The sequence below is a fragment of the Streptomyces sp. NPDC056373 genome, from assembly GCF_042262425.1.
Classification (GTDB): domain Bacteria; phylum Actinomycetota; class Actinomycetes; order Streptomycetales; family Streptomycetaceae; genus Streptomyces.
In genome coordinates this window covers 1-12,720 of record NZ_JBHJPX010000023.1, presented here as the reverse complement: position 1 = coordinate 12,720, position 12,720 = coordinate 1, and the positions used below count along the sequence as shown (strand labels likewise).

The window sequence follows — 12,720 nt, the reverse complement described above, 5'->3', positions numbered from 1 at the left end:
CATCCGAGCAGTGGGCAAACGGGGGGCGGGACAGAGAGTTGAGGAAGACGCCGTGGGTCAGGGCTGACGTTGCGTGGGCGTCCGGCGGCGGTGTGGTGCCCGGGCGCGTTGTTCGGCGGCGGTGTCGAGTTCGATCTGTTCGAGAAGCTTCTTGGTGATCTTCTCGGTGCCGTCCAGCAGGGAGACCAGGGCGGCTTCGCGGATGAGGTGGGAGAGGCTGCCCATGCGGCCGCCGGTGCGGGCGTGGAGGTAGGCGGCGTGCGCGGGCAGGGTGCCGGGCCGGTGGTGGCGCAGCCGCAGGGCGCTGTCCATGCTGTGCACGAGGTCGTGCCAGATCTGTTTGTCGGCCGGGCTGCCGTAGCGCAGGGGCTGGTTGCGCACGATTTTGAAGCGGCCGGCGAGCTGGGAGCCGCGCACGCCGGTCAGTAGCGGCGAGGATTCGACGTCGATGCCGGAGTAGACGAAGGTCGCCGGGATCCGCTCGCCGAGGTACTTCAGCTGGTCGGAGGTCTCGGCGCCGGCCCGGCTGCGGGTGTCCATCAGGTGCACGTCGTCGACCAGGACCAGCTGAGTGCCCATCTCGCACAGCAGCTCGCACACGGCGTTGGTGATCTGGATCTGGTTCATCCGCTCCAGCGTCGGCAGGCCGAGGAAGCGGGCGAACTCGCTGATGAGCATCTTCGGGGTGGAGGACGGCGGCACGGTGATGAACAGGACCGGCAGCCGCCCGTCCTGGTTCGGGTGGCGGCGCCGGTCGGCGAGTTCGACGGTGCGCCCGAGCTGCTGCATGGCGGTGGTCTTCCCGGTGGTGGCGGGCCCGGAGATGATCAGGCCGCGTCTGGCTCCGCCCTGCTGGCCGCGGTTGAGCAGCAGCAGACGGCGTACCGCGGTGGAGATGATGTCCATCGCGGGGGTCTTCAGCACCACGAACCGTGCGTGGTAGTCCTCCCGCTGCTCCAGCGTCCATTCCTGGTCGCCAACGTCCAGCGCCGGGGCGTGGGGCGTGTCGACGAACTGCTGCCATCCGTCCCACGTGGTCAGCGGACTGAACGTGCTCGTGGTGGCGGGCTGGGCCGCTGTCACCATGCCTGGGCCTCCTGGTACGGGTCGTAGATGCGCATGCCGCCCGCCGCGGCGGTGTCCGGCGTCTGCTCAGCGGCCTGGTCCCGGGCCGTTTCGGCCGTCGGCAGGGAGGCTTCGGCCTCATCCGCGTGGTCTGCCGCGGTGTCCTGGCCGTCGGCGAGGGCGGCGAGAAGGTAGTCCTCGTCGTTCGCGTTGTCCTCGATGTCGTCCAGGCTGTCGTCGGCGTCCCAGCCGTCGGCATCTTGAAACGGGACGGTGAAGGAGCCGGGCAGCTCGAACGACGCCCCCGGCGCGAGAGGCGCAGGCCACTGCTGCGGGGTGGTGGCGGGGGAGGGGCCGGTCATCTGCGCGGCCGCCTGGGCCCGGGCGGCTACCGTCCGCTCCCGCCTGCTGCCCAGTCCCTGGCTGGCACGGCGCAGCAGCGTATCGAGTGCCTGGGCGATGGCCGCCTCGTGCTCTTCACGGCCTTGTCGGCGTTCCACGGTGCGGCGGACGTGGTCGAAGGTGAACGCGGTGAACGGGCGCCGGACCGCCTCCGCGTGGACCCACGGCACCTCGAGCCATCCCTCGGGCAGGCGCACCCACACCCGGTTCGGGTCGTAGGGGTTGTGGTGGACCTCCCACCGTCCGTTCTTGTCCGCCCGCGGCGAGCGCCGGCGCCGGTAGGGGTTCAGACCGGGGTGGTCGTAGGTGCGGTAGCTGAAGCGGATGTCGTAGTCGTTGACGGCCTGCCACCGAAGAGGTAGCAGCTCGACGTAGTCGTCGGCGGACAAGGGCACCGGTACATGCCCGGTCAACGCCACCAAAGCTGCCCACATCTCGTTGGGGGAGACGGCGACCTTCGGCATCATCGGGTGCCGCAGCGCTTCGTGCCGGCGTTCCTGCCACGCGCAGATGACCCACTCGTCCAGCAGTTCCTGAAGCTGCGTCAGGCTCCAGCAGGCATCCTGTTCCGCGGCCGCGCCCCGCTGGGAGACATCGGAGCCGGTGTGGCCCGGCAGGTACTGGCTGAAGCCGTCGGCGATGGCGCGGAAGGTCCGCTCCACGTTTCCCTTCGCCGGGCCGTTCGCCGGCGGCACCGGCTGCACCGACACTCCCAGGCTCTCGCACGCGGAGATGAACGAGGCCGACACGTACACCCGGCCCTGGTCCACGATCACCGTCTCCGGCATGATCACCGGCCGGGCGGCCGCCTGCTCCAGCCGCGCGTCCAACGCCACCAGCCGGTCATAAGGGATGACCGACCGCTGCATGGACAGGGCCGCGTCCCAGCCCGGCCGCATCGCCGCCGGCCCCACCATCTGCGCCAGCAGCATCGCCGCGTCCACCGACGTCGTGCCCACTGGACGCAGCACCGCGGCGCAGATGCTGCGCGTCGCCACGTCCAGCGCGATGCTCAGTTCGAGGCGGCCGGTCACACCGTCGTCCAGCACCGCCAGTACATCCAGCGGCGTGCTGTCCAGCATCACCAGCTCGCCCGGCCGCAGTGCCACCGTCGGCGTGAACGGCGGGGCCGGACGCGACGCATGCCACCGCCGCTGCGCCGCCGTCCCCAGCAGCCCCTGCCCGTCGGCGACCGCGTGCACCAGCCGGTTGAACGTCGATGCCGGCGGCAGGGCCACCACCCCCGCGCCGTACTCCTCCTCCAGCAGCCACCCCACCTGGCGGCGCAGCCGCACCAGCGTGCCCGTCGACCGCTCCTGCTGCCCCTCCAGCACCTTCCTGACTGCCGCGACCACCCGCTCATCGGCCCGCCCCACCGCCGACCGCTCCCGCACCGCCCGGCCGTCCACCAGCCCCCACAGGCCTTCGCTGCGGTAGCGCGCCCGCATCCGGCGCACCGTCGCCGCACTCGCCACCCAGCCCGCCGCCCTCAACTCCTCGGCCTTCGCCTGCTCCCGCTGCGCCAGGCTCCGCGTCGCCGGGTCGAACTGCTCACGCGGGGCGCCCTGCCCCACCGCGTCGGGGAAGCCGGTCTCCACCTCCCGCACATGCCGTTGCCACGCCAGAGCCCGCTTTCGTACCCCCACAGGCAGCGCTTCCAGCAGCCCGAACGGCGCCACCTTCCCTGGCGCCCACCCGCCCTCCACCCCGAAGGACGGATCGGCGAACAGGTAGGGCAGCAACACCACCGCCGAGGCACCCTCGTCGGTCACCAGCGAGACCCGGGCACCCTCCAGCACAGCGACCGTCCACAGCCGCCCGTCGTAGCGGACCCGCGCCCCGACCTCGACAACCGCCTGCGTCATGCCGCTTCGGCCTCCTGCCGAGCGACCGAGACGACAACGCGCTCGTGCAGCGGTTCGTCCAGCCGCACGCTCAGCACGCCGCTCCACAGCGTGTGAAAGACCGCGGGCCACACGGCGATCGGGTCACCGAGCTCCCGCACCGCCTCTACCGCCGGCCGCGGACTGCCGAACGCCTCCATCAGAGCGGGCATCCGTGATCCCGCGGCGTACCGGGGATGCCGGTAACCCGCCAGCCACCGCACATTGGCCACCAGCACCGGATCCGGCGGCCTCGCGAGCCGGTAGGACCAGCCCACTGCCTTGGCAGCATCCGCCACAACCCGTGCCCGCGCCGCCAGCCGGGCAGAGGGCCCGCTGCGTCCGGCGCAGTCGAGCAACAGGCCGCTGCCGCCCTGCAGTCTGGCCATCAGTTGCGGTGCATGACCGACGACCTTGCCGTCCTCGCGCCACACGAGTTCCACCGGCCGGCAGGCCAGCGCCACCACCGCCGGTTCCCGGTCCAGCAGCATGAGCTGGGTCCGCATGACACCGGACCCGTACGCCACCAGCCGCCCGGTCGTCGACGACCACCACCAGCCCGGAGCAACCCGCCGCCCGTGCCGGACGGGGAAAGGCCGTACCGCAGGACGGTCCTCCAAGACGACGTCCTGCGCAGCCTCAAGCCACGGGACCTGGTGTGTGCGCCCCAGCGGGTCTCGAAAGCGTGCATCGAGTCGGCTGGCATCTACGGCCGTATCGCCGCCGCCTCGAACAGCGTCGTTCGTCGCCTGCATACGGGTAGTCAACCCAAACTCAAGTCCTCGCCGCCGCAGCCGAGTTGACAGAAATATCCCCTGCGTCTTGGACGGCAGCCCATTGCCATCACGAGCCGGCTGCCTGATGAGACCTTGCTTCATAGTTGGCCAGGAATTTGACGCTTATCTCGCCAACCTGGGGGGTCTGCTGCGTCGTACTGGCGTCCCGCCGCCAACCCAGGGACCGAGGGGACATCCCCGGCTTCAACGCCGGTCGCATCAAGGGCTGCGTACGGACACGAAGCGAAGCAAAGGGCCCTCCTCCTTCTCCGGGGTGTAGATGCCGACCCCCAAGACGATCTGCGACGGGTCCGCCTCACCCTCGTTGACGGAGCCGTCCTCCCCTTCGTGAATGGGATATAGGAGCACCGCCCCCAGGAGTGACAACGCCCCGTCGGCCCGACCCACTGCAGCCTCGACCGCGGACTCGTGCAACGGGTTCGTGATCCTGCCGAAGGTGTCCCCCCGGTGGGCCCGACGCACTCGGCGGAAGAGCGGCAGCGATTCAAAGCCGAGAATCGATGCCGTGGGTCCGTCACCAGCGGGTTGCGGCACGACCAGTAGCCACTGGCCCCCGGGCTCCCGTCCCAGCTGCTCCAGGTAGGGGAGGTGTGGGCGCAGCTGCGGCCCGGTGCCCTCCAGCTCGGAGAAGACATGCATCAGGCGGGCGTGCGGGACCAGGCCGGTGCGGGCGCGGAGGGAGGTGGATTGACCGCTGAGCACGCGGGGCTCCGCCAGGACGTCCAGCAGTGGCCGCCACTGCTGGACGTTCCGGGCTTTCGCCGCCGCGTCCACGGGGTGGGCGAGCGGCTCGATCCACCGGCCGGGCGAGCGGATCTCGACCAGTTCGGCGTTGAAGAGAGCGTTCCGTCGCTGCTCCGGATCCACCGCGCCCAGGTGCTGCGCGAGCAGCGGGGGCACTTGGGCGGGCGTGAGCTGTGGCCTGCCGTCGACTTCGACGGCGTAGCGTGCCAGATCCTCCTGGAACGAGCGCTGGTCGCGGAAGATCGCCGCGAAGGCGTGGAAAAGGCCCTCATCGGCATCGTTCGGGACCCGCGCGAAGTAGAGCCGCATCAGGTCCTGGTAGCCGATACGGAAGCCGGCCCAGCGTCCCATCCCGGCTAGAACCACCGCGCTGTCGGTGCGGGGCCCCTGGTAGATGACGGTCAGGCCCTCGACGGTGCCGCCGTGGGAGAGCCGTGAGCCGCAGACGAGGATCTTCCAGATGTGCCGCCGCGTGAAGTCCAGCTCGTACCCGCCGTGTTCGTCGTGTGTGGATCCGCTCTCGATTACGACGGCGTTGCCGTCGGAGTCGATCCGCGACCACGCAGCAACGACGTACGGTACGAGCTCGTCGAAGGACTCGGGGACGGGCAGCCCGTCGGCCCGCTCGCAGGAAACGGGCTCGACGTCCCTTTCGTACAGCTCACGGAGCCGTCCCAGACCGTCGGCCCGGTCGTAGGAGCCCTCATACCAGAGGCGGCGCAAGCGCGCTGCCTGTTCCCGCTTCCGAATGACGCGATCCGAAGAGTTAACGATCATGGTGTGGTGGCGATAGTCGGTTCTTGCTTCGCCCCCGCCACGCGCGGCCCGGTACAGCTTCACCGCGCCGGTCAGCACGAACATGTCCATCGCCTGTCGTTCGCCCTGGTCATCGTCCTTGTCGCGGAGCACGAGGTGGCGGACGTGCGCCTTCTCCGGGGAGTTGGCGAAGGTCCGCCGCTCCTCCGGGACGTCCGAGTCGATGTCGTGGAAGTCCTCCACACCCACGTAGCCGGCGGGGCGCGGCAGGGAGACGATGAAGTCCCTCGGGAACAGGTCCTCCGAGGCGGCTGGGTCCATGAGGGTGCCGACGAAGGGTGACGTGGCGTAGGCGACGTACTGCGCCCTGGGCAAGAGGCCCAGCAGTTCCGCCGTGGCGGTCTGGACGGACGTGAAGCCCGCCTTCCCCGTTCCGGTCGCCTTCCTGTGGGTGTTCACGACACCCGGATCCCACTCGGTGCCGTCGTCGATGATCAGCGTGGGGATCTCCACCAGCGGCGTTTGGATGCTCTGCAAGTCCTTGACCAGCTTGGACAGGATGGTCTTGTTCTTCTTCACGACCATGAGCCGTACGGCCGTGGCGTGCAGGTTCTCAGGATCGTTCAGCGGCAGCTGCGGCATCCGCTTCTCGTACTCGAGCGCGGCGAGACTCTGGCGCAGGCCGGCGTAATCGTTGTCGCGCGTCGTCAGACGGACGATGTCGAACGAACCCTCCGAGGCGGGACGTCGGCCGTGCCGCAGGAATCCGTCCGCCTTGAACCAGTCGGGATCGTCCCCGTACTCGAAGTCCTCGGACTCGTCTGCGCCGCGCAGGATGTTCTCCCGCCCCACCAGATCGCGGTCGAGGGTCCGCTGCCGTTGGTATCGCAGCGTGTTGCTCGGTCCCGTCAGCACGATGACCAGGCGGTAGCCCGCGTCGACCGCCTTGGCCACGGTGCCGGTGATGTGGGTGCTCGTGCCGGACCCCACGGGCGTGATCACCAAGCCCTTGGCCTGGTATGCCGCCGCCGCGCTCGGGTTGGCCAGTTTCTCCACCACCTGGTCCGTCGCCTCGTCCAGGTCTGCCACCCTCGGGTCCGCCCACCCCCGCCGCCTCAGGAGGTCGACGTACGCGGGCCAGTACCGCCCCCGATCGGGCCGTGCCTCCGGGTCGTACCACCGGGCGAACGACGACCGGATCACCACGGGCCTGTGGCCGTCCTGGAGTCCGGCCTCGGCGAGTAGCTTTCTGATTCGCCGCGCCAGCTGATCGCGTTCCTGCTCGACCTGGGCCAGCTCCTGCTCGCGCTGGTGCAGCCGGTGGCGCAGGGAGTCCAGCTCGGCCGCGGTGCCGTCCGTGTCCGCAGCGGCCCGGCTGTCCTCCAACTCGCGCAGGCGCTCCTCCAGTTCGCGCCTGCTGCGCTCAAGGAGCCGGATGCGGCTCGCCGGATCCATGCGGCTCTCTTCGTCCTTGCGGAACAGCGCCCACACCCGGGCGGTCTCCTCCTCGGACAGCGGCGGCCGAGGGGGCTCGCCCGCGTCGTGGAGGAGGTTCTTCACGAAGTCCTCCTGCGCGGGCCGCTCGCCACTGAGCGTGCGGCTTACGGAGCTGGCGGCGCGCGCTTCCTTGTTCGCGTACGTCCGCAGGGGCATTTCGAGCCTCTGAAACAACTCGCGCAGAGCAAGGGCGAGTTCCCGGCGCTCCGGGCCCGCATCCGGGTGGAGCGGGCCGAGGGCGCCGGCCCCACTTCGACGTCTACTGGTCGTCACTGACCCAGTGTCGGCCGCCACTTGGGCCTGTCAGACTGTTGCGCACGAATTGGCAACGCGTTGCGCTCCATTGGCAACTGTTGCGCGCTGCGCACCACCCTCCGCACGCCTCAAGCTCGCAGCATGACCCAAACGGCTCCAGAAGCTCCCCAGCGCAAGACCTCCCGCCTACGCCGCGCCGCCGCGGTCGTGATCCTCGGCTTCATCGGCGGAATCGCCACGGGCCTGGGGCGCACCGCAGGAGCGGAGCTCCCGAACTGGCTCCAGCTGCTGCTTTGACAGCGCAGCGATGTGGTGACGAGTGATCAGACGAGGCCGCACAAGAGCGCCCAATGGCTAAATCCAGGGTTAAATAATGCTAAGGTCCGTGGTGGAGGTGGCGATGGCGGACCGACCGAGTCAGGATGAGCTGTTCGCGGCGGTGGACGAACTACTGGCGGGTGAGCCGGAGTTGCCGCCGTCGGCGGAGCGGGCTCGGCTGCGGGAGGCGGCCGGTATCACGCAGGCCCGGCTGGCTCAGGTGCTGCGGACTTCGACGCAGACGGTGAAGAACTGGGAGAACGGCCGCTCGGAGCCGCGCCCGCCGCGCCGTGAGGCCTATCTGCGGTTGCTGGAGGGCTGGGCGGCGAAGCACCCGGCCGAACCGGCCACCGAGCCCGTGCCGGAGACCTTCGCCGGGCCTACGCCCCCACCCCAGCACCCTGCGCCCGCCGAAGGGCCCGCTGACGACATGGCGCCTGCTCCCGAGCGTTCCCCGCGCCCCCACCGGCCTGCTCGGGCTGCATCCGGTCCGTCCGGCGCCCCGAGGCCAGCGTCGACATCACGGCGTCCGGCGCGACCCAAGGCCGCCGCGCCCGCATCCGATGCCCGCTTCCCGAACGGCCCTTTGGCCGTGCTGGACGGGGACGGCACCGCCTACTGCCTGGGTGGCGTGCTGCTGGACTGCCCGGCGGCCACCATTGCGCAGTTGGTGGAGTGGACGTTGGGGGAGTCAGGCCTCGGGCAGGCGCGGCTTCACCGGCACGGCAAGGACTCCGACCCGCTGATCGTCCTCACCGCGTCCGCGGCCGCGCGGTTCGGGCTGCCGGAGCAACTGGAGGACCGCCGGGGCCTGCGCCTGGCCGAGGACCACCCGGTCATCAAGCAACTCACCAAGGCGAAGTGGAAGTTGACCCAGCGGGGGTTCGGGCCGTGGCCGCGGATCTACCGGCCCGCGCAGGGCGGGCAGCGGCAGTGCGTGCAACTGGCGGTCCTTTCCTGGGACGCCCTCGACACTCGTGCCTGGGGCGACGCCGCGACCCTCCATCCCGCCGACCTCGCCCGCGTTCTGGGCGTGTTTGCCTCCCGGGTGCTCACCCCGCGCGGCTCGATGGCCGTGACCGGGCTTGAGTTGATGACCGCTTTGCGGCCGCCGACCCGTCCGGTCAAGGACGAGGTGACCGGTGCGTGGGTCTCCGGCCCGAACCCGGGCGCACTCACCCATCCCATGGATCCGGCCCCGCCCGAGGCGCCCCTCGAGCACCCGGTCGCCCAGGGCTGGGAGCGCGGCTTCCTGGATGAGGAGGCCTATCAGTGGGTGCGCGACCCCCACCTGCTCAGTGACGAGGAGTGCTTGCTGCCCTGGGCGGTGGGCATCGACATCAACACGGCCTTCCTCGCCGCCGCCGCCCGCCTCGCAGTTGGCCTGTCCGGGCCCGTCCACGTCACGACGCCGGTGTTCGACAAGAAGATTCCCGGCACCTGGCTGGTGGACCTGTCTGGCATCGAGCTGGACGCGCGCCTGCCCAGTCCCTTCACTCCCAGTGGTCTGCGCCCCGAGGGACCTGGCTGGTACACCACCGCGACCCTGGCGTACGCGGAGGAACTGGGCTGCGCGGTCCGCCCGCTTGAGGCGTACCTACGCCAGGAGACCGGCGCGTACCTGGATCCGTGGCACGACCGGCTCAAGGACGCCTACCTCACTACCATCGCCGACATGAGCATCCCCGTCGACAAGGACACCGACCCGGCGGCGTTCCTGGACGCGATGGCGCTGCACAAGGCGTATACGGCCGCCGACGACACCCGCCTCGACGCTCTGCACGCTGCGCTCGCCGAACTGCCCCCGGGCCGTGCCGACCTGAGTGATGAGAACCTTCCCGCCGCGGTGCGCCGGCACCGGCAGGGCGCGATGGTGCTGTCGGCGATCAAGTCGACGGTCAAGGGCGGCATCGGCAAACTCCGCGAACGACCCCAGGGCCGCCACTACCGTGACGGGGAGCGCTGGCCCGCCCTGGAACGCCCCACCTGGCGGCCCGACATCCGCGCGGCCGTCATCGCCAAGGCGCGGGTGAACATGCACCGCAAGATGGCCAAGCTCGCTGCCCTGACCGGTCGGTACCCGCTCGCCGTGCTGTCGGACTGCGTCGTCTACGCCAGCCCGGGGCCCTCCCCGCTGGATTTCCTGCCGTTGGGCGGCGAGGGCACGCCGGTGTACGGCACCTTCCGTCTCGGGGCGAACCCGGGCTTCTGCAAGCTGGAGGGTGTCCAGGAGATGGCGTGGGCTGTGGACCTGATGGAACAGGGCTACAACCCCGCCCGCCACATCAAGGGCGGCGACGCCGTCGCGGACGAAGGGGAGTAGGCCGTGGTGCGAGGGATCCGTCCGGGCAACGCCGACGCCGACGACGCCCTGGTCCAGGAGGCCATCGAGCGGGCCGACCAGGAAGTCTTCACCCACGACCCGCCCAAGACTCTCAAAGGGCGTATCAACTTCCTGGTGAAGCAGCTGAAGACGACCAGGGCCGTCGCCCAGGAACTCGGCATCACCCAGCGCTCCGTGGAGCGCTACCGCACCGGCGCGCGCAAACAGCCGCCCGAGGCGATCGCTGACCGGATCGACGCGGCCGTACGCGCCCGCTGGCAGCCCCGCGTCCGCGACCGGCGCCGCAAGCAGGCCGCCACCACAACCGGTATCACCGTCGAAGCCCGCGCCCGGTTCGGCTACAGCGCGCCGATCGGCACGACCGACGACGGCCGCACACGGCGCATCACAGTGCACCTCCCCGCCGACTACGCCCGGCGCCTCTTCGACGCCCAGAAGGGCATGGGCGACCAGTCTCTCAACGAAGTTATCGCCGAAGGCATCCAAGAAACATATTTCAAAGACCACGGACGACGCGCCGACCATCTCGAAGTCGAATTCACAGACATCGACTACATCGATATCTCACTCTAAAAAGAAAGTCCCCGCCTAGAAGAAATATTGAGTTTCCCCGCGTGGCCAGGGAAAGGACGTCCTGGCCCGGCTCCCTCGGCCAGGTACCGGATCAACGCGACGCGCCTGCCCTCGTCGAGGACGTCGTCGAGGGAGGTCATAGTTGTTCGCCAGTTCGTCGGGCTTCTTCTTGCCCATCACGCGGCGGAGGATGTCGGCCTCGCCGAGCGAGTAGCCGACGATGATCTGGGCGGCCTTCTGCACCTGCTCCTGGTAGACGATCAGGCCGTAGGTGACGTCCAGGACCTCCTCGAGGGGCACGCTGTTCGAAGGTCTTCGGATCGTCGAGCGGGAGCCACAGCAGGTCGATGTCGAGGCCCTTGTTGGCCTTCGCCATCTTGATGGCGTCGTCCATGATCGTGAGGTTGCGCAGGCCCAGGAAGTCCATCTTCAGCAGGCTGAGCGACTCGCAGCTCGGGTAGTCCCACTGTGTGATGGTCACGCCGTCGGTGTGCCGGACCCAGACGGGCACGTGCTCGGTGATGGGCTCGCTGGACATGATCACGCCGGCGGCGTGCACGCCCATCTGCCGGACGAGGCCCTCGACGCCCTTGGCGGTGTCGATGACCTTCTTCACGTCCGGTTCGTTCTCGTACATCCCGCGGATCTCGCCGGCCTCGTTGTAGCGCGGGTGCGAGGGGTTGGTGATGCCGTTGAGGTCGATGCCCTTGCCCAGGACGTCGGCGGGCGTGGCCTTGGTGAGCCGGTCGCCCATCGCGTACGGGTAGCCCAGCACGCGCGCGGAGTCCTTGATCGCGTTCTTGGCCTTGATCTTGCCGTAGGTGCCGATCATGGCGACCTTGTCGGCGCCGTACTTCTCCGTCACGTACCGGATCACCTCGACGCGCCGACGCTCGTCGAAGTCGATGTCGACGTCGGGCATGGAGACGCGCTCGGGGTTGAGGAACCGCTCGAAGATCAGGCCGTGCGGGATCGGGTCGAGGTCGGTGATGCCCATGGCGTAGGCGACGATCGAGCCGGCCGCGGAGCCTCGGCCGGGGCCGACCGCGATGCCCTGCTTCTTGGCCCACATGATGAAGTCGGCGACCACGAGGAAGTAGCCGGGGAACCCCATCTGGATGATGACGTCCATCTCGTAGTCGGCCTGCTTCTGGCGGTCCTCGGGGATGCCGCCGGGGAAGCGGCGCGCCATGCCGCGGCGGACCTCCTCCTTGAACCAGGTGACCTCGGTGTAGCCGTCGGGGATGTCGAACTTCGGCATGAGGTTCTTGGCCTCGAACATGCCGGTGGTGTCGACCATCTCGGCGACCAGGAGGGTGTTGGCGCAGCCCTGCTGCCAGGCGTCCGAGGAGTCGATGGCGTACATCTCGTCCGTGGACTTCAGGTAGTAGCCGGTGCCGTCGAACTTGAAGCGGTCGGGGTCGGAGAGGTTCTTGCCGGTCTGGATGCACAGCAGGGCGTCGTGGGCGGTCGCCTCGTGCGCGTAGGTGTAGTAGTGCGAGTCGTTGGTGACCAGCGGGGGGATGCCGAGCTTCTTGCCGATGTCGAGCAGGCCGTCGCGGACCCGGTGCTCGATGTCGATGCCGTGGTCCATCGGCTCCAGGAAGTAGCGGTCCTTGCCGAAGATGTCCTGGTAGTCGGCGGCGTCGTTCCAGACGGGATGTGCCGTGCCGCCCTTGTCCACGGCCCGACCACCGGGGTCGGGCCGTGGACAAGGGCGGAGGAGCCGGTGGTCCCTCCTGTTGGAAGGGCCGTTGTCAGTGCCTGGTCCTACTGTGGCAACGACAGGGAGGAGCAGGTGATGGCGGAGATCTCTCGAACCAGCAGGGCCTGCCCGGGCGCCCCGGCAGGTGCCCGGGCAGCAGTCATCGCCGGATGTGCACGGTGATCTGCAAACCGCCAGCAGTAGCTCCCGCAGCGGCGACGGCCGCGGCCGCCGTGCCGTTGCCGGTCAGGGCCAGGACGAGGACGGTGGCGAGGGTCGCCAGCGTTGTCGATCTTCTATGTAGTTACGACATGAGAACGCTGCTGACCTGCTGTGCTTAGAGTTCAGAGATGATGTTGTGACCTTGACTGGTATGACATC

General features: G+C 69.4%; 7 protein-coding genes and 1 pseudogene. 3 read left to right on the top strand and 5 right to left on the bottom strand.

The window, feature by feature from the left end; translation table 11 throughout:
* Positions 1 to 57: 57 nt before the first annotated feature.
* The 4 genes from ACFCXS_RS35515 to ACFCXS_RS35500 form a co-directional block, all read right to left on the bottom strand.
* Complete coding sequence (locus tag ACFCXS_RS35515) at positions 58 to 1,086, bottom strand: TniB family NTP-binding protein (RefSeq protein WP_376647492.1); 1,029 nt, start codon at positions 1,084 to 1,086, stop codon at positions 58 to 60.
* Positions 1,080 to 3,332 (bottom strand): transposase, encoded by a 2,253-nt coding sequence (locus tag ACFCXS_RS35510; RefSeq protein WP_376647491.1) that lies wholly within the window; start codon positions 3,330 to 3,332, stop codon positions 1,080 to 1,082. Before ACFCXS_RS35510 ends, ACFCXS_RS35515 begins: the two co-directional genes overlap by 7 nt.
* The gene (locus ACFCXS_RS35505) at positions 3,329 to 4,105 is read right to left on the bottom strand and encodes a TnsA-like heteromeric transposase endonuclease subunit (protein ID WP_376647490.1); all 777 of its coding nucleotides are present in this window, start codon (positions 4,103 to 4,105) and stop codon (positions 3,329 to 3,331) included. Before ACFCXS_RS35505 ends, ACFCXS_RS35510 begins: the two co-directional genes overlap by 4 nt.
* Before the next feature lie 240 nt (positions 4,106 to 4,345).
* Positions 4,346 to 7,300, bottom strand: a complete 2,955-nt coding sequence (locus ACFCXS_RS35500) for a Z1 domain-containing protein (protein ID WP_376647489.1) — start codon at positions 7,298 to 7,300, stop codon at positions 4,346 to 4,348.
* A gap of 240 nt (positions 7,301 to 7,540) precedes the next feature.
* Between ACFCXS_RS35500 and ACFCXS_RS35495 the strand changes: the two genes are divergently transcribed.
* The 3 genes from ACFCXS_RS35495 to tpg all read left to right on the top strand — a co-directional run bounded on the left by ACFCXS_RS35495 (position 7,541) and on the right by tpg (position 10,634).
* Entirely contained in the window at positions 7,541 to 7,696 is a 156-nt protein-coding gene (locus ACFCXS_RS35495) for a hypothetical protein (protein ID WP_159054754.1), read from the top strand.
* Positions 7,697 to 7,799: 103 nt separating this feature from the next.
* Complete coding sequence (gene tap / locus ACFCXS_RS35490) at positions 7,800 to 10,040, top strand: telomere-associated protein Tap (protein ID WP_376647488.1); 2,241 nt, start codon at positions 7,800 to 7,802, stop codon at positions 10,038 to 10,040.
* Positions 10,041 to 10,043: 3 nt separating this feature from the next.
* Positions 10,044 to 10,634 carry a telomere-protecting terminal protein Tpg gene (gene tpg / locus ACFCXS_RS35485; protein WP_376647487.1) on the top strand — a complete coding sequence of 197 codons (591 nt, stop codon included), beginning with the start codon at positions 10,044 to 10,046 and terminating at the stop codon, positions 10,632 to 10,634.
* A gap of 132 nt (positions 10,635 to 10,766) precedes the next feature.
* On the opposite strand, the pseudogene dnaE reads toward tpg, so the two are convergent.
* Positions 10,767 to 12,279 (bottom strand): annotated as a pseudogene (dnaE, locus tag ACFCXS_RS35480) (DNA polymerase III subunit alpha); the annotation flags it as partial.
* Between the last annotated feature and the right edge of the window lie 441 nt (positions 12,280 to 12,720).